Source organism: Actinomadura sp. KC345 (assembly GCF_004348515.1).
Lineage (GTDB): Bacteria > Actinomycetota > Actinomycetes > Streptosporangiales > Streptosporangiaceae > Spirillospora.
Genome location: NZ_SMKH01000084.1, coordinates 1 through 21,344, shown reverse-complemented (window position 1 = coordinate 21,344; position 21,344 = coordinate 1). Strand labels below are relative to the sequence as shown.

Below are 21,344 nucleotides of genomic sequence, written 5' to 3'. Positions count from 1 at the left end.
GGAGGCGAGATCCGTGGTGAGAGGTGTGGACTGAGTGGATCGTCGGCTTCGTCCCGCTCCAGCTATTCCATTAATCGGAAAGCTGTTACAAGATGGCCTCCTCACGCGCTGTCGCGTGACGATGTTGCGTACAGCGGAACAACCGGAGGGCTCTCCATGATCTACCTCGTCTACCGGATGAAGCTCAGCGAGCGGTCCCGCCGCAACCAGAAGGAGTTCTGGGCGTGGCTGGAGGACCGTGAGCGCTGGTTCTACCGCGACCTCCCCATGGTCAAGGAGGTCCGCTGGTACTACAGCGTGATCGGTGACGTCTACACGATCGAGAGCTGGGCGGCCTTCGAGGACGAGGCGGGCTGGGGCGCCTACCGGGCCGCGCTGAGCGGGCTGAAGTCCGACGCCGCATGGGAGGGCGAGCGCGTCACCCAGGACGACTGGTGGGAGTTCCTGAACACGAGGATCGTCACCGACCCGCCCGTGTCCATCGGCCTGCGCCGGGACTGAGCCCGGAATGCCCGCCATGCCGCAGGAAGTCCGCGCCGCCGAACGGTCCGGGCAGTCGGCCTCGACGGTGGAACGGGCGGCGGACGTGCTGGTCCTGTTCGCCGAGTCCGGCACCCGGACGCTCGGCGTCACCGAGATCGCGGAGGCGCTCGGGCTGTCCAAGCCGGCCGTGCACCGGATCCTCACGTCGCTGCGCAGCCGCCGGCTGGTCCAGGTGGACGAGGAGACCCGCAGGTACGCGCTGGGGCTGACCGCGATGCGGCTCGGGCTCGCGTACCTGGACCACATCGACGTCCGCCGCCTCGCGGCCCCGGACCTGGTCGCGCTGTCGCGCTCGACCCGGGAGACGGCGACGCTGTCGGCCCGCGTCGGCGCGCAGCGCGTCTACGTCGACCAGGTGACCCCGGACCGCGAGGTGATCATGTCGGTGTCGCTCGGCGTCCCGTTCCCGCTGCACGCGGGCGCGTCGTCGAAGGCGTTCCTGGCGTTCCTGCCGGACGCGGAGATCGACGAGTACCTGTCGGTCGACCACCTCAGCCGGGTCACCGACCGGACGGTCGTCGATCCGGAGGCGCTCCGGCGGGAACTCGCCGCGATCCGGCGGCGCGGGTACGCCCGCTCGTTCGCGGAGCGGCAGTCCGGCGCGGCCTCGGTCGCCGCTCCCGTCTTCGACCATCACGGCGCCCCTGCCGCGGTCGTGAGCGTCTGCGGGCCGGTGGAGCGCTTCCGCGGCGAGGCTGAGGCGTGCGCCGACGCGCTGCTCGCGGTGGCGGAACGGCTCTCCGCCTCGATGGGTCACCTGGCTGAGTCGGACTGAAGCCTCGGTGCCGTCGACGAGGTGTGCAGACTGCTGTGGTTTAGCGGCGTCCATGCAGCTCAACACGTGATATTACGAGCGGAATCGAAAAAGTCAGACCTATTGACACCGGCCACGGCCTCTCTATACCGTCCATCGGTACGGAACCGCGTTCCGATTAGGGGAACATCCTGGCGGAGGTACAGATGCGCAGATCAGTAGTCACGGTGGCCGCTGGGTTCGCGGCGCTCGCCGTGACCGCGGCCGGATGCTCGGGCAAGGCCGCCGGCGACAAGCCGGATATCCAGGTAGCGCTGATCGGACCTATGAGCGGCCCGTTCGCGGTTCTGGGCATCTCCCAGCAGAACTCCCTGAACATCGAGATCGACCGGATCAACGCGGCCGGAGGGCTGGACGGCGCCAAGCTGAAGCTCGTGACCCGCGACACCGGGCTCGACCCCGCCAAGGGCGTCCAGGCCGCCAACGAGATGGCCGGCAACGAGCAGGTCGGCCTGGTCGTCGGCCCGTCGCTCACCGCGTTCTACGACGCGGCGAAGGGCACCTTCGAGGAGAACAAGAAGATCAACTGCCAGCCCGGGGTGTCCACCGGCAGCTTCGCCGACCTCAAGTACGGCTTCCGTTCGCAGGACCCCTACCTCCTCGACGGCCAGAAGGTCGTGAACTGGCTGAAGCAGGAGGGCGTCAAGTCGCTCGGCCTCATCTACGAGGGCGACGACACCGGCGAGAACACCGACGCGCTGATGAAGAAGCTGCTTCCCCAGGCGGGCATCGAGTACCGCGGCTGGGAGAAGAGCCGGGACGACGACCAGAGCCACCGCGCCTACGTCGAGAAGTTCAAGGACGCCGGCGCGATCATGGTGTCCAGCTCCGTCGGCGGTTCCAAGACGATGGCCGCCGCGGCGCAGGTCGGCTACAAGGGCGAGATCGTCGGCGCGGGTTCGGGCATGCAGAACATCTCGTTCATCGAGGCCGCCGGTGACGCCGCCGACGGCGCGGTGTTCCCCGCCTCGCTCTACGAGTACCCGACGCGCAAGCCCAGGTCGGAGTGGAAGCCCGGGTACCGCAAGCACGTCGAGGAGATCGAGAGGAAGTACGGCAAGAACGTCGGCCCGAAGACCGGGGCGCAGTCGCCGAAGGGCACGACCATCGCCGCCGACTGCATCTTCGCCTACGAGCAGGGCGTGAAGGCCGCCGGAGGCACCGAAGACCCGGACAAGATCGTGTCCGCCATCGAGGTGCTCGACGTCCCCGCGGACAAGACCCCGTCCGGGAACGCCATCAAGCCCGGCGACAGCCATGAGTTCTACCAGCAGGTCCATCTGTACCAGTGGCACAAGGACGACAAGGGCTGGTACACGACGGAGCTCAACGCCTCGTGAGTGCACAGGTCTGGATCGACGGCCTCTTCTCCGGGGCGGTGTACGCCCTCGTCGCGCTGGCGCTGGCGATCGTCTTCCAGCCGACCCGGGTGATGAACTTCGCCCAGGGGGAGCCGATCGTGCTCGGCTCGGCCGTCTGCTACCAGGTGGTGGCGCTGTGGCAGTGGGGGTGGCCGGCGGCGCTGGCCCTCACCCTGCTGTTCGCCGTGGGAATGGGGCTGCTCAGCGAACGAATGATTATGCTGCCGGTGCGGCTGTCCGGCTCCCGGTACGCCTGGATCATCGCCACCCTCGCCGCGGCGCTGATCTTTCAGGCGATCTTCACTCTCAGCTACTTCGACGTGGACTCGCTGCGTCCGAAGGCGATGGCCCCCGGCCATGTCGAGGTCTTCGGGGTACGGATCGGCTGGCAGCAGCTGCTCACCATCGGCATCGCGCTCACCGTCATGGCCGGGTACGACACGTTCCTGCGGCGCACCGCGTACGGGCGCGCCATCCGGGCCGCCTCGCACGACGGGGACGCGGCCGTGATCATGGGTATCCCGGTCCGCCGGGTCATCGTGCTCAGCTTCGTGATCGCCGCGGTGATCTGCGCGTTCGCGGGCGCACTGGCCGCGCCCATCCTGTTCGTGGCGCCCGCGTCCGGGCTGATCTTCACGATCAAGGGGTTCACCGCCGCGGTCATCGGCGGCGTCGGCTCCCCGCGCGGCGCGCTGGCGGGCGGCCTGATCGTCGGGCTGCTGGACTCGGTGGTCCGCAACGTGGCGGGGGCCACGGCCGGCGACTTCGTCGTCTTCGGCCTTCTGGCGCTGATCCTGGTCGCGTTCCCGTCCGGTCTGTTCGGCAAGCCCATGGCGGCGCACTGATGAGGGGCGCACTGATGAGGGGCGCATTGATGAGGGGCGCACTGATGGAGGTGCACCGATGAGCGCATCGACGAAGGCGCCCGCGGGGACGAACGTCCTGGACGCCGCGCTGCGGTGGCTGCCGGTAGTGCTGACCGCGGTCGCCGCGGCGGTGCTGATCGCCTGGCCCGCCATCACCGACTTCTACAGCTACAACGCCTCGTACTACAACGGCATCGTGGCATCCGCCGCGATCAGCGCGATCCTGACGATCTCGCTGAACATGTCCATGGGGTACGGCGGGCTGCTGTCGATGATGCACACCGGCATGCAGCTGCTCGGCGGGTACGCGGTGGCCTTCGTGACCGTGAAGCAGGGGCTGCCGTGGTTCCTGGGGGTCGCGCTGGCCATGGTGCTCGGCGCCGTCTTCTCGGCCCTGGTACTGGCGGTCAGCCTGCGCGCCACCTACCTGTACTTCGGCATGATCACGCTGGCCGCCAACCTGATCGTGGTCGAGGGCGGCAACGCCTGGCACTCGGTCACCGGCGGCGTCACCGGCCTCGTCGGGGTCGCTCCCGGCGGGCTCGGCAAGATCCAGTTCTACTACGTCACGATCGCCGTGGCGGCGCTGGTCTACGTCGTCCAGCGCAACGTGGTCCGCAGCGGCGTCGGGCGCGCGGTGATGGCGGTCAAGGAGAACCCGGACACCGCGGCGGCCATGGGCATCAGGCCCACCCGCACCAAGATGCTGATATTCACGCTCTCCGGCACGATCGCCGGGTTGGCCGGAAGCCTCTACGCGCTGCAGCTCGGCTTCATCAACCCGGATGTCGGGATCCTTGACAACGGCCTGGTGTTCTTCGTCGGCCTGTTCCTCGGCGGGATCGGCACCCTGGTCGGCCCGGTGCTCGGCGTCGCGGTGATCGCCACCGTGGTCGAGCTGATCAAGGACCACGCCCGGTACACCACGCTGATCCTCGGCTGCACGCTGCTGCTCGCCATGATGATCATCCCCAAGGGGATCGTCGGCACCTGGCGGAGCAGCAGGCTCGGCCGTCCGGCCGAAGGCGAGGACTCCGAGCCGACCGGCGGGCTGCCGGAGTCGGTGCTGCCCGGCGCCGTCGACGCGGACGTCCCGGCGCTGGAGGGACGCGGACTCGTCAAGCACTTCGGCGGAGTCAAGGCCGTCGACGGCGTGGACATCTCCGTCGCCGCCGGCAGCGTGCACGGGATCATCGGCCCGAACGGCTCCGGCAAGTCGACCACGGTCGCCTCCCTCACCCGCTTCCTCAAGGTGGACTCCGGGGAGGTCCTGATCTGCGGCGAACCGGCCCCCGACAAGCCGTTCGCGGTGGCCGAGCAGGGCGTGACCCGCGTATTCCAGGTGCCGCACCTGTTCGAGCAGCAGAGCGTGACCGACAACGTCCTCGCCGGGATGCGCGGGCGGGAGAGGTACGGCACGCTGTCGGCGATGCTGCGGCTGCCCCGCTACCGGCGCCGCGAGGCCGTCTCGCGCGCGGAAGCCGCCCAGCTCCTCGCGTTCGCGGGCCTGTCGGGACGCGCCGAGCAGCTCGCGGGGTCCCTGTCGCACGGCCAGAAGCGCCTCCTCGAAGTGGTGCGGGCGGTCGCGTCCGGGCCGCGCGTGCTGATCCTGGACGAACCCGCGACCGGGCTCGTTCCCGCCGAGATCGACGCGCTCACCCGGCTGTGCCGCGCGTTCCGCGACCACGGCCTCGCCGTCGTGCTGATCGAGCACAACATGGACTTCGTCATGGGCGTCTGCGACGAGCTGACCGTCATCGACAGCGGGAAGGTGATCGCCTGCGGCCCGCCCGCCGACGTCCGGGCCGACCCGGCGGTGCTGGAGGCCTACCTGGGCCGCCCCGACCTGGTGGAGGATCTGTCGTGACCACCCTGATGGAGATGAGCGGTATCCGGGCCGGATACGGGGGCGTCCGGGTCCTGGACGATGTGGGGATCACGGTCGGAGAGGGCGAGTTCGTCGTCCTCCTCGGTTCGAACGGCGCAGGTAAGAGCACGACGCTCAAGGTGCTGTCCGGGCTGATCAAGCCGTCCGCCGGCTCGGTGTCGTTCGCGGGCAAGGACATCACCCGCGTCCCGGGATTCCGCCGCACCGGCCTCGGCATCGGGCACGTCCCCGAGGCGCGGCGGATCTTCCCCGACCACACGGTGCTGGAGAACCTCCAGCTCGGAAGCTTCTCGCTGCGCCGCAACCGCGCCCGCACGCAGAAGCTCATGGACGAGGTCCTGGAGCTGTTCCCGGTCCTGGCCCAGCGCCGTGACCAGGCGGGCGGCACGCTGTCCGGCGGCGAGGCGCAGATGCTCGCCGTCGCCCGCGCCCTGATGAGCGAGCCGAAGCTCCTCGTCCTGGACGAGCCGTCCCTCGGCCTGGCGCCCCTGAAGGCCGCCGAGCTGTTCTCCTACATCAAGCGCCTGCACTCCGAACGCGGCATCTCGGTCCTCCTGGTGGAACAGCTGGCGCTCATCGCGCTCCGCCTGGCCGACCGCGCCTACGTCCTCGAAAGGGGCCGCATCGGCCTCTCCGGGACGGCGAAGGAAGTGGAGGCCGACCCCATGGTCAAGACCCTCTACCTGGGCGGCGAATCCGCGGCCTGACCTGGAAGGACCACATGACACCGACCCGTGCGCGGGCGGGAGCGGCTTCCGCCCCGCGCACGGGTCGGTCGCTCATGTCGCGCGCGTGGGAGTCGCCGAGCGCGGCCGTGTCAGGCCACGGTGGCGGGGTCGCAGGCGGACGGGTCGGCGGGGTCGAGGGGCGGTGTCGCCCTGATGAGGTCGTCCAGCCTGTCGCGGGCGGCGAGGAGCTCTGCCGCGGCGTCGCTCAGCCGTTCGCGTTCGCGGTTCAGGTCGGGAAGCATCCCGGCACAGCCCGGAGCGAGCCCGTCACCGTCGTCGATCATGCAGGGGAGCAGTTCGCCGATCGTCGCGGTGCCGAGGCCGGCGGCGAGCAGGAGGCGGATGCGCCGGACGGTGGCGGCGTCCTCCTCGCGGTACTCGCGATAGCCGCTGGGCCGCCGCAGCGGCCGGAGCAGGCCCTTCTCCTCGTAGTAGCGCAGCGAGCGCACGCTGACGCCCGTACGTTCGGACAGCTCCCCAATCTGCATGTGACGACCGCCACTTCGGGTTGACTCTCACGCCGGTGTAAGGGTCCAACGTATCCGGCATGACACAGCCAACGAATGACACCGAGGTCAGCATCGTCGGTCTGGGCCCGATGGGATCGGCGCTCGCGCAGGCGTACCTCGACAAAGGCAGGTCGCTGACCGTCTGGAACCGCACGCAGGGCAAGGCGGACGTCCTGGTCTCCAAGGGCGCTCGGCGTGCGTCGACCGCCGGCGAGGCCGTGGCGGCGAGCCCGGTCACGATCGTGTGCGTCAACGACTACCCGACCGTGTACCAGGTGTTCGAGTCCGTGAGCGCCGAGCTTCGGGGCCGCGTGCTGGTGAACCTCACCTCGGGGACGCCGGAGGAGGCTCGTACGGCCTCGGCCTGGGCGGACGAGAGGGGGTTCGGCCATCTCGACGGTGCGATCATGGTGCCGCCGCCGCTGGTCGGGCGGCCCGAAGCGGTCTTCCTGTACAGCGGCACGCGTGACGTGTTCGACCGGAGCCGGCATGTGCTGGACGATCTGGGCGACCCCCGGTACCTCGGCGCCGACCCCGGCCTCGCGGTGCTGTTCAACACGGCGATGCTCGAAATGATGTACACGACCGTGAACGGCTTCCTGCACGCCGCCGCCCTCGTCGGCGCGTCGGGCGTGCCCGCGGCCGAGTTCGCCGAGCTCGCGCTGGGCTGGTTCATGCCCACGGTGCTGGACCCGGAGGGACTCGCCGAACAGGCGCCGAACCTGGACGAGGGCGTCTATCCCGGCGAGCTGGGCACCATGGAGATGAACATGAACGCGCTGGAGCACATCGTCCGCACCAGTTCCGAACAGGGCGTCGACACCGGCCAGCCGCGGCTGTTGAAGGATCTCGCCGAGCGCGCGATCGCCCGGGGACACGGTTCCCACAACTACTTCGCCGTGTTCGAGGTCTTCAAGGCCGACGCCGGAGGCCGTTCCGCGCGATGACGAAGAGCGTCCCGGGCCATGGCTCCGGGGCGCTCTTCGGGTCTCGCGGTGTGGTGTTACATGCCGTCGCCGTTCCAGCGGCCGGCGCTGCGGCTGCGGACCGGGCGGCTGGACAGGATCGGGGCGGGGATGGGGTCGCCCTCCTTCCAGGTACGGCCGGCGCCCCAGACGTGGGCGAGGTCGTCGGTGCGCTCGTCGGGGTGCTCAAGGGAGCGCGGGTCGGTGCCCCAGTCGGCGCTCACCGGCTCGTGCTCGTGGTCATGGTCATGGTCGTGGTCATGGCTGTGACCGGGGCCGTGGCCGCCCTGGAGGTTGGCGGCGTCCAGGGCCTTGGCGATCGCGATGAGGCTCCTGTCGGTGCCGGTGCCGTGCGGCACGAACGGCTCGTCGATCTGGCCCTGCTCGCGCTGGAACTCGACGGAGGCGCGCAGGTCGGCCAGGTCGCGCTCGCTGCGGCCGGGGGCGCCGACGCCCAGGTCGTGGGACGAGGTCGACCAGCGCAGGCGGCCGTTGTCGGTCGGGCCCCAGTTGATGGCCTCGCCGCCCCAGCGGACCCACTCGCTCTGCGTGTACCAGTTGAACAGCTCGCCGTCGGAGCGCAGCAGCCAGGTCGCGCCGCCCTCCATGCTGGTGAAGTGTCCGTGCTTCACGCGGGCGGGACGGAAGAAGTAGGTGCCGAGGTCCAGGGTGCCGAAGTTGTACTCCATGTGGCCCTGGACGGTGTAGGCCTCCTCGTAGCACGGGTGGTGCGCGAGGCGGTGGTCGGTCCAGCCCTCCTGGGCGTGCACGAGCCGGGTGTAGAAGCCGGTGACCGGGTCGACGTGCAGGTACTTGATGAAGAGGCCGGGCATGGGGCCGGGGTTGGGCACCGCGTCCCACTTCATGGCGTCGCTGTCGATGACGATGACGTCCTCGCGGGCGTCCTTCCAGCGGGGCGCGTTGGTGTTCTGGACGGCGTCGAACCCGGCGTCGCCGTACTCGCGGTAGTGCAGGACGACCGTGCCCTCACTGAACGTGATGGCCTCGGTGGGGACGCCCTTGGGGGCGTACACGTAGCCGCCCTTGCCGATCTGCTTGCCGTTGTAGGTCATCGACCCTTCGAGCACGTAGTACTCGGTGTTGGCGTGGTGGATGCCGGGGCCGCGGCCCCAGTCGGTGTGGAAGGCGAGCCGGAGCGAGCAGGAGCCGTCCTCCTCGTCGACCGACAGCCTGCGCTCGCTGGCGCGGCCCTCGCCGCCGACGAGTTCGGCGGCGTGCCAGATGTAGTCGTTCTCCTGGATGAGCTCGACATGGGGACGCATACGGGCACCTCTTTCAATTCAAATCGGCGAATGGCCTGGGGTGGGGTCAGCGGTCGCGGAGCTCGCGCTTGAGGATCTTCCCGGCGGCGTTGCGGGGAAGGGCGTGGAGGACCTCGACGCTGCGCGGCACCTTCGGACCGGACAGCCGGTCGCGGCAGTGGGCCTCCAGCGCCTCGGCGTCGACCGATGCGCCAGGGAGGGCGACGACGTACGCGGCGACGCGTTCGCCCCACTGCTCGTCGGGCAGCCCGACGACCGCGCAGTCGGCGATGCCGGGGAAGGTGGCGATGACGTCCTCGACCTCGCGGGGGGCGATGTTGATTCCGCCGGAGATGATCATGTCCTTCTTGCGGTCCACGATGTAGACGAACCCGTCCTCGTCGCGGACGACGATGTCTCCGCTGGTGAGGAAGCCGTCGGGGGTCGTGCAGCCGTCGGTGGCGGCGTCGTCGCGCAGGTAGCCGTTCATCAGGAACGGCGAGCGGCTGAACAGCTCGCCGCGCTCGCCCGGCCCGACGGGGTCGCCCGCGCCGTCCACGACGCGGATCTCGGTCATGTACCAGGGCAGGCCGACCGAGCCCGTGCGGTCGGCCTGGTCGGGGCGGCAGTTGGTGACGATGCCCGCCTCGGTGGAGCCGTACAGCTCGTGGACGCCCGCGTGCGGGAACGCCTCCATGACCCAGTCCTTCAGGACGGCGGGCAGTGCCGCGGCGTTGAAGTAGAGGGTGTCGAGGCTGGACGCGTCGTAGCGGCCGAGCGCGCCGGAGGAGCGGAGCGTCTGCGCGTGGGTCGGCACGAGGAACGCCGACTGGGCGCGGTGCTTCTCGGCGAGGGCGAGCATGTGCTCGGGGTCCCACTTGGGCAGCATGACCACGGTGCCGCCGGCGACGACGGGCGCGTAGTCGAAGACCATTCCGGCGCCGTGGTACATCGGCGCGACGGCGAGGCTGACGCGGCGGGCGCCGAGGCCCCACTCCATGGCGGACAGGTAGCACATGAGCGTCCGCGCGCGGTGGCTGCTGAGGACCCCCTTCGGCTTCCCGGTCGTGCCGGACGTGTAGTACAGGCACGCGGGATCGTTCTCGTCGATGGCGACCATCGGGTCGGCGGCCGGAGCGGACTCCAGCGCCTGCTCGTAGGACGCGGCGCCCGTCGCGCCGATCCGCAGGACGACCTCGGCCGGAACGGGCGGCTCGGCGTCGGAGATGTGGGCGCGGGCGCCCGAGTGCTCCATGATGTAGGACGTTTCGGCCTCGGTGAGCCTGGTCCCGATGGGCACGAGCACGAGCCCGGCCTTGGCGGCGGCGGCGATGACCTCGGGGAACTCCAGCCGGTTCCCGAGCTGGACGGCGACGCGGTCGCCGGGCCGCAGTCCCCGCCCGAGGAGGGCCTGGGCGAGCCGGCTGGCCCGCTCGTCCAGGGCCCGGTAGGTCAGGCTCCTGTCGCCGTCGATCACGGCGGGCGTGTGCGGCGTGGAGGCGGCGAACTCCCGGACGCCACCGGCCATCGACAGTGGCGCGCCGCCCCGGAACAGTGTCACGACGCTCCCCTTCTTGTTCCGTAAATCGGAATCGAGTTCCATCCTGCGTTATGCGAGAGCTTGCCGCGCGCCCGCGCGGCGAGTCAATGCCCGGGAGTGAGAAAGTCAGACGTATAACACCCGGGCGCGTGGCCGCGGTCTCGGTCAGCCGAGTTTGACCTCGCTGATGAGGGTGCGCTGGTAGCAGACGCCGTCCCTGACCCACTGCCACACGCGGTTGCGCTTGCGGCCGTCCTCGCTGAGGTGGATCAGCTCGAACAGCCGCAGGTCCTCTCCCTCCGCCCTGTAGATCCAGTTGAGGTAGACGATGCGCTCGTCCACCTCCCAGAACTCGCCGCGCAGCCGCTCGGTGTCGAACGTGCAGTGCCCGTTCCCCTGGTAGACGCCGGGGAACACCCGCTCCTCGGTGCGGCCGTCGGCCCAGGTGTACTCGTTGACCTGGTGGTAGTCGTGCTCGCCGTCCGCCGGAAGGGTGCAGGTCAGCAGTGAGTCGTGCCGGTCGGTCACGTTCCCGTCGGCGTCGACGTGGATGTAGGTGCCCTTCCACCGGCCCTCGTGCCGGGCGAGCAGCGGCATGTCCTCGCGGATCGTTCCCATCGTGTTCCCTTCCGTGCGGGTCTCTTCGCCGTCAGCCGGTCACGCGGTCGATCGACTCCTGCTGCCTGCGGGCGGACCAGGAGCGCTCGGGCGGACGGCCGTCCAGCCCGTTGGGCCGTTCGACGTCGTGCCGGGCGTACTCCTCGGCCCACAGGCCCGGCTTCACGCGCGACAGCAGGTTGCCCATGCCCGGACGGGCCCGGTTGCGGCGCAGCGCGGCGATGTCGATCTCGGCGTAGGCGACGACGCTCTCCCCGCCCCCGGCCTCGACCAGCACGCGCCCCTCGAAATCGAGGATCTTGGAGCCGCCGGACGTCGAGTCGCCCGGGATGGGGATGCCGTGCAGGCCACCGCTGTTGGCCGACACGACGTAGGCGAGGTTCTCCACGGCACGGGCGCGCCGGCCGATCTCCTTCGGGGTCGGCGCGGGGCTGGTCACCTCGGACGTCGAGTGGCAGAACACCTCGGCGCCGCGCAGCGCGAACGCGCGGGCGAGTTCGGGGTAGAGGATCTCCTCCGAGGCGATGCAGGCCAGGTTGCCGATCTCGGTGCGGGCCACGGGGAACACCGCGTCCACGCCGTAGAGGTCCAGGTAGCGGTCCCACACGTCGTAGGGCGACGGCGAGTAGAGCGAGTGCAGGCGGCGGTAGCGCAGCACCACCTCGCCGGCCGGGTCGATCACGAAGGACGCCTGGAAGTACAGGCCGGGGAAGTTCGGGTCGGTCTCGTAGGCGTTCCCGGACAGGAACACCTCCTCGCGGGAGGCCACGGCGGCGAGGGCCTCGTACTCGGGGCCGCCCGGGGCCAGCGCGGCCATCTCGCTCCAGCGCTCGATGGGCTCGCCCATGGGGAAGCCGCTGAGGACGTACTCGGGCAGGACGACGAGCCGCAGGTCGGGGCCGACCCAGCGCTTGGCGGCGGCGACCTCGCCCCCGATCCGCGCGATGGAGGCGGCCATCGTCTCCCGCGCCTCGTCCGGTGCCAGGCCGTTGACCGCCCGCGTGCGCGTCTGGAGCGCGAGCGCGCGGTAGGCCGGTCCTCCGGGTGCAGCGGTCTGACTCATGACCTCACCTCTCTTCGAACCGCCCGGAACGCCGTTACGCTATGCGGAATCTACATGGACATGCAAGGGTTCGAGGCCCTTGACGGCTAAAAAGTCTGATGTTTACCTTCAAAGGTAGCCCCCCGGGAGGGGCACGACCGCAGGAGGTGCGAGGTTGGCCGTCTACGAGACCCGGATAGGCCGGTACTACGAGGACTTCGCGATCGGTGACGTGTTCCGGAACCCGTGCGGCCGGACGGTCGGCGAGACCGACAACGCCCTGTTCACGCTCCTGAGCAAGGACGCGGACCGGCCCGACCCCGGCATCGGCCCGCCGGACAGGGTCGTCGTGAACTCGGGACTGACGGTGGCGCTCGTCCTCCACCACTCGCTGATCGACATCGGCCGGAACGCGCTGACGAACCTCGGCTGGGACCAGTTGCGACTCACGCACCCCGTGTTCGTCGGCGACACCCTCTACGCCGAGTCGCAGATCACCGACATGTACGACTCCGCGTCCCGTCCCGACGCGGGCGTCCTCACCGCCCGCACCCGGGGCCTGAACCAGGACGGCGACGAGGTCGTCTCCTGGACCAGGACCGTCATGCTCCACAAACGCCCCACGTAGGCCGGTCAGGGGGGCTCGGGCGGGTGCATGAGCATCAGGGCGGTGGCCTCCACCATCGCTTCGCCCGCCGCGTCGACCGCCACCCAGCGGTAGTGCTGGACGAGCTTGCCGCTCCCCGTCGTGCGGGACGGGCCGGGGGTGAGCCGCACGCGCAGGCTCGTCCCCGCCTCGACCATCGTCAGGAAGCGCACCTCGCGGAGTTCGAGCAGCGCGATCGCGCGGTCGAGCAGCCCCGACCGCTCGACCAGGCCGCCCATCAGCAGCAGGACGCCCTGCCCCGGCATCGGCGCGTGGGCGCCCGCCGCCCGCTGCTCCGCGCCGGGATTGAACAGCGGATGCGTGTAGCCGCCGAGACCGACCAGCCCGTCGATTTGTTCCTGAGTCACCTCGACCGCGGGGGTGTCGGCCGTCTCGCCACCGGACGGCGCGTCCGTCATCGGCCGTTCCACACGGGACGGCGCTTCTCGACGTAGGCGCGGTAGCCCTCGTCGGCATCCGCGACCTCCTCGTGGAAGCGGGTGAAGAGTTCGCGTTCCAGGCGCAGGCCCTCGGCGAGGGTGACGTCGGGTGCGGCGTTCAGGAGGCGTTTGAGGGTCGCCGTGACGGTCTTGGAGCGGTTCCCGAGCGCGTCGGTGAGGCGGGTGACCTCGTCCATCAGCTCCGCCTGCGGGACGCTGGAGAGGGCCAGGCCCCAGTCGGCCATCTCGGGGCCGGTCAGCCAGCGGCCGGCGAGCAGCAGCGCCCGGGCGCGCTGGTCGCCGATCTTGCGCGGGGCGCGCTGGGAGGCCCCGGCACCCGGCACGATCCCGAAGTCGCCGTGCGAGTCGCCGACCTTCGCCTCGTCGGCCGCGATGACGAAGTCGCAGGCCAGCAGCAGCTCGAACCCGCCCGCGCGGGCGAGGCCGTTGACCGCGGCGACGCTCGGCAGCGGGCACGCCTCCAGCCGGTCGAGGAACGCGTGGTAGCGGCGGATGAACGGCACGAAGACCCCGGGCGGGTCGGCGAAGCACTCGCCGAGGAAGCCGATGTCCATGCCGACGCTGAACGCCCGTCCCGCTCCCGTGATCACGAGGGAGGTCAGCGAGCCGTCCCGTTCGGCGGCGCCGAGGGCGGCGTCCAGGGCGTCGAGGGCGGCCGGGCCCAGGCTGTTCATCCGCTCCGGGCCGTTGAGCGTGATGGTCATGACCGTGCCGGTCACCTTCACGTCGACCTTGGTCATGGGTTCTCCTCTGGATCGGTGACGTCCCGGACGAACTCCAGCAGCGCCGCCGCGAAGTCGCCGGGAGCGCGCAGGTGCGGCTGGCCGGGCAGGCCGGGCAGGATGACGAGCCGGGCGTCGCGCGCCAGCTCCATGGCGATCGGGTCCTTGGCGGCGAGCCGGTCGAACTCCGCGTTGAGCAGGAGGACCGGAGCGTCCAGCGCCGCGAGGGCGCCGGACGGGTCGTACCGGAACGCCGCCTGGTAGCCCCACTCGTAGCGTCCGGCGACGCGCATCAGCTCGGCCACGGCAAGGTGCAGCATGTCCTGCGGGACGTCCGGCCCCCAGGTGCGGAGGTAGCGTTCGACGGCCCAGGGGTACTGTGAGCCCTGAGCGTCGATCGGCGCGGCGGGTGTCCAGTTCGCGAGGAAACCGGCGCGCTCCGCCTCGTCGAACAGCGGGACGCCGCTCAGCATCACGCCCGGGGCGGGCAGGTGGCCGGCGACCGCGATCGCGATGGACGCGCCGCTGTGGATGCCGCCGAGAACGGGACGTTCCATCCCGATCCCGGCGGCTGCCTGTGCGAGGACCCGGGCGTAGTCCGGGATCTCGAAACCGGGCCCCGGCGGCGGGTCGGAGGCGCCGTAGCCGGGGGTGTCGAACGCGACCGCGCGGGCGTGCCGACCGAGCGCGGGCAGGACCTCCTCGTAGACCCGGGAGGAGAGGGGCGACTCGTGGAACAGCCCGATCCACGGGCCGGAGTCGCCGTTGATCCGGTAGTGGACCTGGCCCCAGTCGGTGTCGGCGTAGCCGCCCTTCGTCGTGGACCGGCTCGTCGTGGACCGGCTCGTCGTGGACCGGCTCGTCGTGGACCGGCTCGTCGTGGACCGGCTCGTCATGGACCGGCCCTCCTTCCTGCGGACAGGGCCGCGCGGACCGGTCGGTCAGGACGGGCCCGGGACCGGATGCGAATACATCAGACATAAGAATAGCCGAGGCGGTGTGAGGTACTGTCAATGGATGCTGGCTCATGTGTCGACCGGCGCTCTGAAGTGGGCAAAGGCAACCAGGCGGCCGCACGCCACCCGGTCGGCCATACATTTGAGCTACCGGCCGAGAAGCCGCTGAATCAGGGAGGTCCCCGGTGGACATCACGCGAGAGAACACCGCACTGCTCGTCGTCGACATGCAGAACGGCTTCCTTGAGGACAAGGGCTCCATGGCCGCCGTGGGCCTGCCCCACGAGGAGCTTCGCCCCGCGGTCCCCGGCTGCCGCACCCTGATCGACGCCGCCCGCGCGGCCGGCGTCCCGGTGATCTTCACCCGGTACGTCTTCCAGCCCGACTACGCCGACGGGGGCGTGCTGCCCAACCACATCGTCCCGGCCATGAAGGAGGTCGGCGCCCTCGCGGCGGGCAGCTGGGACGCGGAGATCGTCGACGGGCTCGCACCCGCCGAGGGCGAGATCGTCATCGACAAGTCGCGGCCCAGCTCCTTCTACGGCACGCGCCTTGAGCCCGTCCTGACCAACCTGGGCATCCGCTCCCTGGTCATCTGCGGGGTGACCACGAACATCTGCGTGGAGACGACGGCGCGGGACGCGGGCCAGCGCGACTACTACGTCCACGTGGTCAGCGACGCCACCGCCGAGTTCGACCAGGCCCGCCACGAGCACGCCCTGACCGGCATCGGCTTCCTCTTCGGCTGGATCAACACGGTCGACGACGTCCTCACCGCCTGGTCCTGACCACCGACTCGTTCTTCCGTGGTGGTCTCCGTGGTCGGCACGGAGGCGGCCCGCACCCCGGCCGGACCAGGCTGTGACCACAGCGATCAGCCCGGAGGCAACGCCGGGCGATCATGAGCCACCACCACGGGAGTCGAGCATGGCCGCCAGCGGAAGCAGCACGTACGAGGGGTTCTCGGCCGAGGAGCGGGCCGCGATGAAGGAGCACGCCCAGGAGCGGAAGAAGGCGGCGCGCCGTACTTCGCGCGAGGAAAAGGCGGCGGAGGCCGCGCGGGACGTGGTCGCGAAGATCGCCGAGCTGGAGGGCCCGGACCGGGCCATGGCCGAGCGCGTCCACGCCGTCGTCACCGCCGCCGCCCCCGTCCTCGCACCGAGGCTCTGGTACGGGATGCCCGCGTACGCGCTGGACGGCAAGGTCGTCTGCTTCTTCCAGGGCGCTGCGAAGTTCAAGGCGCGCTACGCGACGCTCGGGTTCAACGATCCGGCGACGCTGGACGACGGCCCGATGTGGGCGACCGCCTTCGCCCTGACCGAGGTGACGGCCGAGGTGGAGGAGCGGATCGCCGCGCTGGTGAAGCGGGCCGTGAGCTGAGACGCGTGCGCTACCGGACGGCCGTCGGCGCGAGGCCGAGGCCGGTGAGCGCGGCCTCGCCGGCCGCGACGTGCTCGCCCCCGGCGAGCACCAGCGTGCGCGCCGACTGGTAACGGCAGCCGGCCGCGTCGAACGCCGCCGCCGCGGCGAGCTGCCCCGGCAGGTCGCCGTCGAGAATCGCCTCCGCCCGGTCCACCTGGGCGGAGGCGACGGGGTTGCCGGTGACCAGGGTCCGGGCCGCGGTGATCCGGCCCCGGGCGTCCGGGTGCCCGGCGAGTACCGCCGCCTCGGCCCTGAGCGCCGTGTACCAGTGCAGCCAGACCCAGCAGACCCACTTCCACACCTGGTCCGGCTCGGGGCCGACGCGTTCCAGCGCCGCTGCCGCGTCCCCATGGTGGAGCAGGACCATGGCGTCGAAGACCGCTCCATACCCCAGCCGGTGGTCCGCTTCGGGGCCGCTCTCGTCGACGATCGCCAGCCAGGACGCCCGGGTGTCGTGGTCGCCGCGCAGGCCGTGGATCATCGCGATCGACGCGGCGGCCGGACCGGCGGAGCGCGACCGGAGGCGGCCGGTCTTCTCCCACGCGTCCAGGAACCTCACGCCGCCCTTGAGCACCTCGCCGGTGTCGCCGGTGAACGCCTCCGCGACCAGGAGCCAGGACGTCGCGTGGTGGCCCGCCTCGGCCAGCAGCGGATGATCGGCGAGCTGCCTGCCGTACCGGCGAGCCTCCGATAGCTCACCCACTCCTACTGCGGTTCCGGCGGCCATGGCGAGGGCGTCCATCCGCTCGTGCGTACCGGCGGGGTCGGCCGGGACCGAAACCAGGATGCCGATCCGGCGCCGGGCCGCCGCCGCTGCCGCGAAAGGCTCACCGGCCCAACTCCGCGCGCCCGAGAGCGCGTCGAGGGCGGCGGACTCCGCCACCGGGTCGCCCGCGCGCCGGGCGAGCTCGACGGCCCGTTCGGCGTACCGGACCGTCTGCCGCGCGGTGTTGTCCGGGTCTCCCTGGACGGCGCCGAACGCGTCCGCGACCACCGCCGCCTCCGCCAGCGCGACCGCCGCCTCGGCCGCCGGGGAGTCGCCGGACAGTTCCCGCGCCTCCGCGAGCATGGCGGTCACCTCGTCCACCGGGGGAAGCCGGGCGAACGAACTGGAGAAGCGGTACGCGACCGTGGCCGCCGCCGCCAGGTCGCGGCCGGCGCCCGCGGTGTCCCCGGCCCGGCGCGCGGCCTCCGCGGCGGCGCGGTGCAGGCGGAACATGTCGCCGTCGAGACTGCGGCACCCGGCCACAGCGGCGGCCTGCCGCAGTGCCGCGGCGTCGTCACCGGCGTTGTCACCGGCGTTGTCACCGGCGAGCCGGGCCGCCTGCTCGAACCGCTGCTGGGCCTCGCCGAGCAGGTTGCGGGCGAAGGCCAGCTCGGCCATGGACAAGGCGAGCCGGTAGGCGTTCTCGCGCTGGTCCGGCTGGTCGGCGGCCCAGGTGAGGGCGGCCCGGACGTCCTCCGCCACAGCGTCGAACCGGGCGCGCCAGTCCGCGCCTCCGGCTCCCGTGAGTGCGGCCGCACCGGCCAGGCACCAGCGCAGATGCCGGGATCGGACGTCCGCCAGCTCTCCGGCCTCGATGAGCCGCTCGGTGCCGTACTGGCGGATGGTCTCCAGCGCGTGGTACTGCGTACCGGACGCGGACGGTGTCACTCCGAGCAGGCTCTCCTCGGCGAGCCCGCCGAGCCCGTCGACGACCCCGGCCGGATCGAGCGGGGCGAACCCGGCGACCTCCGCGGCCGCCTCGGCGGTGAACGGCGCGACGAACACCGACAGCCGTCGCAGAAGCGCCCGGTCCGGCGGCTCCAGCAGGTCGTGGCTCCAGTCCAGCACCGCGCGCACCGAGCGGTGCCTTTCGTCCGCGCGGGAGCCGCCGGTGAGGATGCGGAGCTGGTCGGAGAGTCCGGCCGTGAGGCCGTCCAGGCCGAGCGTGGACCATCGCGCCGCCGCCAGCTCGATCGCCAGCGCCATGCCGCCGAGCCGTTCGCAGATCGCCAGGACCCCCTCGCTCACCGCCGGTCCGTGCGGCTGCCCGGCTGCCGCCGCCCGGTCCATGAACAGGGCCACCGCGTCCGACTCGTCCCCGCCCTCCCGCGACAGCGGCGGGACGGTGAAGACCCGCTCGAACGGCACCATCAGCCGTGCCCGGCTCGTCACGAGCACCCGTAGCCGCGGGCAGGCCGCCAGCAGCCGCTCCAGGAACGGCGCCACCCCGTCCCGCACGTGCTCGGCGTTGTCCAGGACCAGCAGCGCCCTGCGGTCCGCCAGCGCGGCCGGCACCGCGTCGTCGATGCCGCGCCCGGGGTGCTCGCCCACTCCCACGGCCGCCGCGACCGCCGCTCCCACCCGGTCCGGCTCGCTGACCGGGACGAGATCGACGAACCACGCCCCGTCCTCGAAGCCGTCCGCCACGTCGGCCGCCACCGCCAGCGCGAGGCGCGTCTTGCCCACGCCGCCCGGACCGGCCACGGTCACCAGCCGGTGCCCGCGCACCGCCTCGGCCAGCTCCTCGCGCTCCCGCGCCCGCCCGACGAAGCCCGTCAGCGGTACCGGCAGGGCGGACGGCTCCGCGGAGCGGGCGGACTCGGCCGCGTGCCGGGCGAGCGCGCGCCGGTCCGGCAGCAGCAGCTTGCGCAGCAGCGAGGAGACGTGCGACTCGACGGTCCGCACGGAGATGACCAGCCGCGCCGCGATCTCCGCGTTGCTGAGGTGCTCCCCGAGTAGCGCGAGCACTTCGGCTTCCCGGGCCGAGATGTCTGGACTGGCCACCGACTCATTATCCGTGGTGGGTTCGGTGGCCGGCACGGAGGTGGCCCGCGCCCGCCGGAGAGAGGCTGTGGCCATGACCTCCGAACCGCGCTCCCGCGCCCGACGCCGCCACGACACCGAGCACCGCCTCACCCATGACATCGACCTCTGGGTGGCCACCGCCTCGGCGGACGGCACACCGCACCTGGTCCCGCTGTCCTTCGACTGGGACGGGCGGAAGCTGCTGGCGGCCACCCCGGCGGACAGCCCGACAGGCAGGAACCTGACCAAGACCCGGACCGTCCGGCTGGCTCTCGGCCACACCCGCGACGTCACCATGATCGACGCCGAGGTCGACGTCCTGGACATCGATGCGCTGCCGAAGGAGCGCGGTGACCGGTTCGCCGAGCGGACGGGTTTCGACCCGCGTGCCCAGACCACGCCGTACCGCTGGTTCCGCATCACCCCGCTCCGCGTCCAGGCCTGGCGGGAGGTGAACGAACTACCCGGCCGCGACCTCATGCGCAACGGCCGCTGGATCCCGTGACCTCGCCGCCCTGAGACGCAGGTCATATCCGGTCGACGTCACATTCCGCCGGGCCCGTGCGGTCTCAGGGGGTGTCAGCACCGGAACGGCAAGGAGATGGCCATGGAAGCCCGTTTGAACTTCGAGACCAGCACCGTCGCGCCGGACTACGTGAAGCACTTCGTCTCGGCCCACTCGGCGATCTCGCGCTCGACGCTGCCCGCCGCGACGCAGGAGCTGGTGAAGATCCGCGCCAGCCAGATCAACGGCTGCGGCTTCTGCACCGACATGCACACCAAGGACGCCGCGCATGCCGGCGAGACCCAGCAGCGGCTCCACCTGGTCGCGGCGTGGCGGGAGGCGACGGTCTTCACCGACGCCGAGCGGGCCGCTCTGGAGCTCGCCGAGCAGGGCACCCGCATCGCCGACGCCGCGGGCGGTGTCCCCGACGACGTCTGGGCGAACGCCGCCAAGCACTACGACGACGACCAGCTCTTCGCCCTGGTCTCCCTGATCGCCCTCATCAACGCCTTCAACCGCCTGAACGTCATCATCCAGCAGCCCGCCGGGGCCTACCAGCCCGGCATGTGGGGCTGACCGCGGCCCGCGCCAGTCCAGGGGCGGGACGAGCCGCACCGTCCCGCCCCATCCCGCGGCACCGGATCAGCCGCCCCCGAGAGTCCGTACCGCGTCCAGGACCTCCCCGGCCGTCGGCGCCGACTCGGGGTCCATCAGGGATGGCAGGACGAAGCCGATCGTGAGGGCGTGCACCACCGAGCCCACGCCCCGGGCGTCGTCCACCTCGACGGACGCGGGGTCCCGCCCCAGGACCAGTGCGGCCAGTTCGGTGCGGGCCCGTTCGGCGCCCTCGACGAACGGCCGGCGGACGTCCTCGCTGACCACGGCCTCCCCGTACCGCCTGGACGCTCGCCTTCAGCAGGTCCCGCTCGCGCGGGACGGCCTCGAACAGCGCGTGGAGCGCGGCCTCCAGCTTCTCGGCCGGAGTGTCGCCGTCCGCGCCCCGCACGGCCGCCTCGATCTTGTCGCCCCACTCGCGGGTATGTTGCTCAGGCCCGCCAGTTGACCGAGGCCCGCGCGACCAATTCGTGGCTGGCGGCCGGTTCGGTGACGGTGCAGCAGCAGGCGCTGCGGGATTTCGCGCAGGCGATGGCGAACTTCTTCGCGGGCTCGCACCGGTGCCCCACCTGGACCCGCGAACCTCAACTCGTTCTTCTGCCCGCGTAGGGGATGGGTTGGAATCCCCCGCCTTCAGCTGGGGGAGGACGTCAACAGGTTGTCCTTCGAGCCGAAGTGGTAACCGATGGACGCCAGGTGCGCTCCGGAGGCGGCGGCGATGTCGCGTGCGGTGACATGGCTGGCCGTAGCCCTTCTCAGCCAGGCAGGCCCGCGCCCCGTCGACGCTGTCGCTGATCCGCGGGATGTTCGCCGACGAGGCCCAGCGGCGGACGGCGGTCGGCGCGTGGACGGTCGCGTTCACCGGCGGCTCGGTGGCCGGGCCGATCGTCGGCGGCGTCCTGCTGGAGCACTTCTGGTGGGGCTCGATCTTATTCATCAACGTCCCCGTCATGGCCGTGCTGCTGGTGGCGGCGCCGTTCCTCATCGAGGAGTCCCGGAATCCGGAACGCGCGGCGTTCGACCTGCCCGGGGCCGCCGCCTCGCTGGTCGCCGTCCTCGCCACCCTCGCCCTCCGAGCCCGCCCCTGACC

At 71.3% G+C, this 21,344-nt stretch carries 23 protein-coding genes and 2 pseudogenes; 14 read left to right on the top strand and 11 right to left on the bottom strand.

Translation table 11 applies throughout. The annotated features are described in order from the left end of the window. Nucleotides 1-156 precede the first annotated feature (156 nt). The 6 genes from E1281_RS16385 (at nucleotide 157) to E1281_RS16360 (ending at nucleotide 6,179) form a co-directional block, all read left to right on the top strand. Nucleotides 157-501 carry a hypothetical protein gene (locus tag E1281_RS16385; RefSeq protein ID WP_131879045.1) on the top strand — a complete coding sequence of 115 codons (345 nt, stop codon included), beginning with the start codon at nucleotides 157-159 and terminating at the stop codon, nucleotides 499-501. Between the two features lie 16 nt (nucleotides 502-517). Further along, nucleotides 518-1,318 (top strand): IclR family transcriptional regulator, encoded by an 801-nt coding sequence (locus E1281_RS16380; protein ID WP_243717015.1) that lies wholly within the window; start codon nucleotides 518-520, stop codon nucleotides 1,316-1,318. A 185-nt stretch (nucleotides 1,319-1,503) separates the two neighbouring features. Next, a complete protein-coding gene (locus tag E1281_RS16375) occupies nucleotides 1,504-2,697 on the top strand; it encodes an ABC transporter substrate-binding protein (protein ID WP_131879041.1) in 1,194 nt (397 codons plus the stop codon). Further along, a complete protein-coding gene (locus E1281_RS16370) occupies nucleotides 2,694-3,563 on the top strand; it encodes a branched-chain amino acid ABC transporter permease (RefSeq protein WP_165958958.1) in 870 nt (289 codons plus the stop codon). Before E1281_RS16375 ends, E1281_RS16370 begins: the two co-directional genes overlap by 4 nt. 58 nt (nucleotides 3,564-3,621) lie before the next feature. Further along, nucleotides 3,622-5,451, top strand: a complete 1,830-nt coding sequence (locus E1281_RS16365; protein ID WP_131879037.1) for a branched-chain amino acid ABC transporter ATP-binding protein/permease — start codon at nucleotides 3,622-3,624, stop codon at nucleotides 5,449-5,451. Further along, nucleotides 5,448-6,179 carry an ABC transporter ATP-binding protein gene (locus E1281_RS16360; protein WP_243717013.1) on the top strand — a complete coding sequence of 244 codons (732 nt, stop codon included), beginning with the start codon at nucleotides 5,448-5,450 and terminating at the stop codon, nucleotides 6,177-6,179. Before E1281_RS16365 ends, E1281_RS16360 begins: the two co-directional genes overlap by 4 nt. Nucleotides 6,180-6,289: 110 nt before the next feature. On the opposite strand, the gene E1281_RS16355 is transcribed toward E1281_RS16360, so the two are convergent. Next, a complete protein-coding gene (locus tag E1281_RS16355) occupies nucleotides 6,290-6,688 on the bottom strand; it encodes a MerR family transcriptional regulator (RefSeq protein ID WP_131879035.1) in 399 nt (132 codons plus the stop codon). A 59-nt stretch (nucleotides 6,689-6,747) separates the two neighbouring features. Between E1281_RS16355 and E1281_RS16350 the strand changes: the two genes are divergently transcribed. Next, nucleotides 6,748-7,656 (top strand): NAD(P)-binding domain-containing protein, encoded by a 909-nt coding sequence (locus E1281_RS16350; RefSeq protein ID WP_131879033.1) that lies wholly within the window; start codon nucleotides 6,748-6,750, stop codon nucleotides 7,654-7,656. 56 nt (nucleotides 7,657-7,712) lie between these two features. Here E1281_RS16350 and E1281_RS16345 read toward each other — a convergent pair whose 3' ends face one another. The 4 genes from E1281_RS16345 to E1281_RS16330 form a co-directional block, all read right to left on the bottom strand. Next, nucleotides 7,713-8,957, bottom strand: coding sequence for a DUF4437 domain-containing protein (locus E1281_RS16345; protein ID WP_131879031.1), 1,245 nt, complete (start codon nucleotides 8,955-8,957; stop codon nucleotides 7,713-7,715). Between the two features lie 46 nt (nucleotides 8,958-9,003). Continuing rightward, complete coding sequence (locus tag E1281_RS16340; protein ID WP_243717011.1) at nucleotides 9,004-10,497, bottom strand: AMP-binding protein; 1,494 nt, start codon at nucleotides 10,495-10,497, stop codon at nucleotides 9,004-9,006. Between the two features lie 144 nt (nucleotides 10,498-10,641). Further along, complete coding sequence (locus tag E1281_RS16335; protein WP_131879029.1) at nucleotides 10,642-11,094, bottom strand: DUF3598 family protein; 453 nt, start codon at nucleotides 11,092-11,094, stop codon at nucleotides 10,642-10,644. Nucleotides 11,095-11,125: 31 nt separating this feature from the next. Beyond that, entirely contained in the window at nucleotides 11,126-12,157 is a 1,032-nt protein-coding gene (locus tag E1281_RS16330) for a nitrilase-related carbon-nitrogen hydrolase (RefSeq protein WP_131879027.1), read from the bottom strand. Between the two features lie 154 nt (nucleotides 12,158-12,311). On the opposite strand from E1281_RS16330, the gene E1281_RS16325 reads away from it, so the two are divergent. Then, on the top strand, nucleotides 12,312-12,764 hold the full coding sequence (locus tag E1281_RS16325) for a MaoC family dehydratase (RefSeq protein ID WP_131879025.1): 453 nt from the start codon (nucleotides 12,312-12,314) through the stop codon (nucleotides 12,762-12,764). A gap of 5 nt (nucleotides 12,765-12,769) precedes the next feature. Here E1281_RS16325 and E1281_RS16320 read toward each other — a convergent pair whose 3' ends face one another. From E1281_RS16320 to E1281_RS41240, 3 genes are read right to left on the bottom strand one after another with little or no spacing between them, the layout of a single operon-like run. Further along, nucleotides 12,770-13,201, bottom strand: coding sequence for a hypothetical protein (locus tag E1281_RS16320; protein WP_131879023.1), 432 nt, complete (start codon nucleotides 13,199-13,201; stop codon nucleotides 12,770-12,772). Then, on the bottom strand, nucleotides 13,198-13,983 hold the full coding sequence (locus tag E1281_RS16315) for an enoyl-CoA hydratase/isomerase family protein (protein WP_131879020.1): 786 nt from the start codon (nucleotides 13,981-13,983) through the stop codon (nucleotides 13,198-13,200). Before E1281_RS16315 ends, E1281_RS16320 begins: the two co-directional genes overlap by 4 nt. Next, nucleotides 13,980-14,861, bottom strand: coding sequence for an alpha/beta hydrolase (locus E1281_RS41240; RefSeq protein ID WP_131879018.1), 882 nt, complete (start codon nucleotides 14,859-14,861; stop codon nucleotides 13,980-13,982). The genes E1281_RS16315 and E1281_RS41240 overlap by 4 nt, the downstream gene beginning before the upstream one ends. 245 nt (nucleotides 14,862-15,106) lie before the next feature. Between E1281_RS41240 and E1281_RS16305 the strand changes: the two genes are divergently transcribed. Continuing rightward, nucleotides 15,107-15,709: an isochorismatase family cysteine hydrolase gene (locus E1281_RS16305; RefSeq protein ID WP_131879016.1), complete on the top strand. Its 603-nt coding sequence runs from the start codon at nucleotides 15,107-15,109 to the stop codon at nucleotides 15,707-15,709. A 139-nt stretch (nucleotides 15,710-15,848) separates the two neighbouring features. Beyond that, nucleotides 15,849-16,301, top strand: coding sequence for a DUF1801 domain-containing protein (locus tag E1281_RS16300; RefSeq protein ID WP_131879014.1), 453 nt, complete (start codon nucleotides 15,849-15,851; stop codon nucleotides 16,299-16,301). Between the two features lie 10 nt (nucleotides 16,302-16,311). Here E1281_RS16300 and E1281_RS16295 read toward each other — a convergent pair whose 3' ends face one another. Continuing rightward, nucleotides 16,312-19,113 (bottom strand): LuxR C-terminal-related transcriptional regulator, encoded by a 2,802-nt coding sequence (locus E1281_RS16295; protein WP_131879012.1) that lies wholly within the window; start codon nucleotides 19,111-19,113, stop codon nucleotides 16,312-16,314. Nucleotides 19,114-19,186: 73 nt separating this feature from the next. On the opposite strand from E1281_RS16295, the gene E1281_RS16290 reads away from it, so the two are divergent. Together E1281_RS16290 and E1281_RS16285 are read left to right on the top strand one after the other, a co-directional pair. Further along, complete coding sequence (locus tag E1281_RS16290) at nucleotides 19,187-19,639, top strand: pyridoxamine 5'-phosphate oxidase family protein (RefSeq protein ID WP_131879010.1); 453 nt, start codon at nucleotides 19,187-19,189, stop codon at nucleotides 19,637-19,639. A gap of 102 nt (nucleotides 19,640-19,741) precedes the next feature. Then, nucleotides 19,742-20,215, top strand: a complete 474-nt coding sequence (locus E1281_RS16285) for a carboxymuconolactone decarboxylase family protein (RefSeq protein WP_131879008.1) — start codon at nucleotides 19,742-19,744, stop codon at nucleotides 20,213-20,215. Nucleotides 20,216-20,281: 66 nt separating this feature from the next. Here the strand turns inward: E1281_RS16285 and E1281_RS40285 are convergent, their stop codons facing one another. Beyond that, on the bottom strand, nucleotides 20,282-20,521 hold the full coding sequence (locus E1281_RS40285) for a hypothetical protein (RefSeq protein WP_165958956.1): 240 nt from the start codon (nucleotides 20,519-20,521) through the stop codon (nucleotides 20,282-20,284). A gap of 177 nt (nucleotides 20,522-20,698) precedes the next feature. On the opposite strand from E1281_RS40285, the gene E1281_RS16280 reads away from it, so the two are divergent. Beyond that, entirely contained in the window at nucleotides 20,699-20,863 is a 165-nt protein-coding gene (locus E1281_RS16280; RefSeq protein WP_207943303.1) for a hypothetical protein, read from the top strand. A 33-nt stretch (nucleotides 20,864-20,896) separates the two neighbouring features. On the opposite strand, the pseudogene E1281_RS16275 reads toward E1281_RS16280, so the two are convergent. Then, nucleotides 20,897-21,059: pseudogene (locus tag E1281_RS16275) on the bottom strand (TetR family transcriptional regulator); the annotation flags it as partial. On the opposite strand from E1281_RS16275, the pseudogene E1281_RS16270 reads away from it, so the two are divergent. Then, nucleotides 21,028-21,312: pseudogene (locus E1281_RS16270) on the top strand (MFS transporter); the annotation flags it as partial. The pseudogenes E1281_RS16275 and E1281_RS16270 overlap by 32 nt on opposite strands. Nucleotides 21,313-21,344: the final 32 nt, after the last annotated feature.

Excerpts from the sequence above, each read along its gene's own strand:
- E1281_RS16385 (WP_131879045.1), top strand. The coding sequence starts at position 157 with ATGATCTACCTCGTCTACCGGATGAAGCTCAGCGAGCGGTCCCGCCGC.
- E1281_RS16380 (WP_243717015.1), top strand. The coding sequence starts at position 518 with ATGCCGCAGGAAGTCCGCGCCGCCGAACGGTCCGGGCAGTCGGCCTCG.
- E1281_RS16375 (WP_131879041.1), top strand. The coding sequence starts at position 1,504 with ATGCGCAGATCAGTAGTCACGGTGGCCGCTGGGTTCGCGGCGCTCGCC.
- E1281_RS16365 (WP_131879037.1), top strand. The coding sequence starts at position 3,622 with ATGAGCGCATCGACGAAGGCGCCCGCGGGGACGAACGTCCTGGACGCC.
- E1281_RS16355 (WP_131879035.1), bottom strand. The coding sequence starts at position 6,688 with ATGCAGATTGGGGAGCTGTCCGAACGTACGGGCGTCAGCGTGCGCTCG.
- E1281_RS16350 (WP_131879033.1), top strand. The coding sequence starts at position 6,748 with ATGACACAGCCAACGAATGACACCGAGGTCAGCATCGTCGGTCTGGGC.
- E1281_RS16345 (WP_131879031.1), bottom strand. The coding sequence starts at position 8,957 with ATGCGTCCCCATGTCGAGCTCATCCAGGAGAACGACTACATCTGGCAC.
- E1281_RS16335 (WP_131879029.1), bottom strand. The coding sequence starts at position 11,094 with ATGGGAACGATCCGCGAGGACATGCCGCTGCTCGCCCGGCACGAGGGC.
- E1281_RS16330 (WP_131879027.1), bottom strand. The coding sequence starts at position 12,157 with ATGAGTCAGACCGCTGCACCCGGAGGACCGGCCTACCGCGCGCTCGCG.
- E1281_RS16320 (WP_131879023.1), bottom strand. The coding sequence starts at position 13,201 with ATGACGGACGCGCCGTCCGGTGGCGAGACGGCCGACACCCCCGCGGTC.
- E1281_RS16315 (WP_131879020.1), bottom strand. The coding sequence starts at position 13,983 with ATGACCAAGGTCGACGTGAAGGTGACCGGCACGGTCATGACCATCACG.
- E1281_RS41240 (WP_131879018.1), bottom strand. The coding sequence starts at position 14,861 with ATGACGAGCCGGTCCACGACGAGCCGGTCCACGACGAGCCGGTCCACG.
- E1281_RS16300 (WP_131879014.1), top strand. The coding sequence starts at position 15,849 with ATGGCCGCCAGCGGAAGCAGCACGTACGAGGGGTTCTCGGCCGAGGAG.
- E1281_RS16290 (WP_131879010.1), top strand. The coding sequence starts at position 19,187 with ATGACCTCCGAACCGCGCTCCCGCGCCCGACGCCGCCACGACACCGAG.
- E1281_RS16285 (WP_131879008.1), top strand. The coding sequence starts at position 19,742 with ATGGAAGCCCGTTTGAACTTCGAGACCAGCACCGTCGCGCCGGACTAC.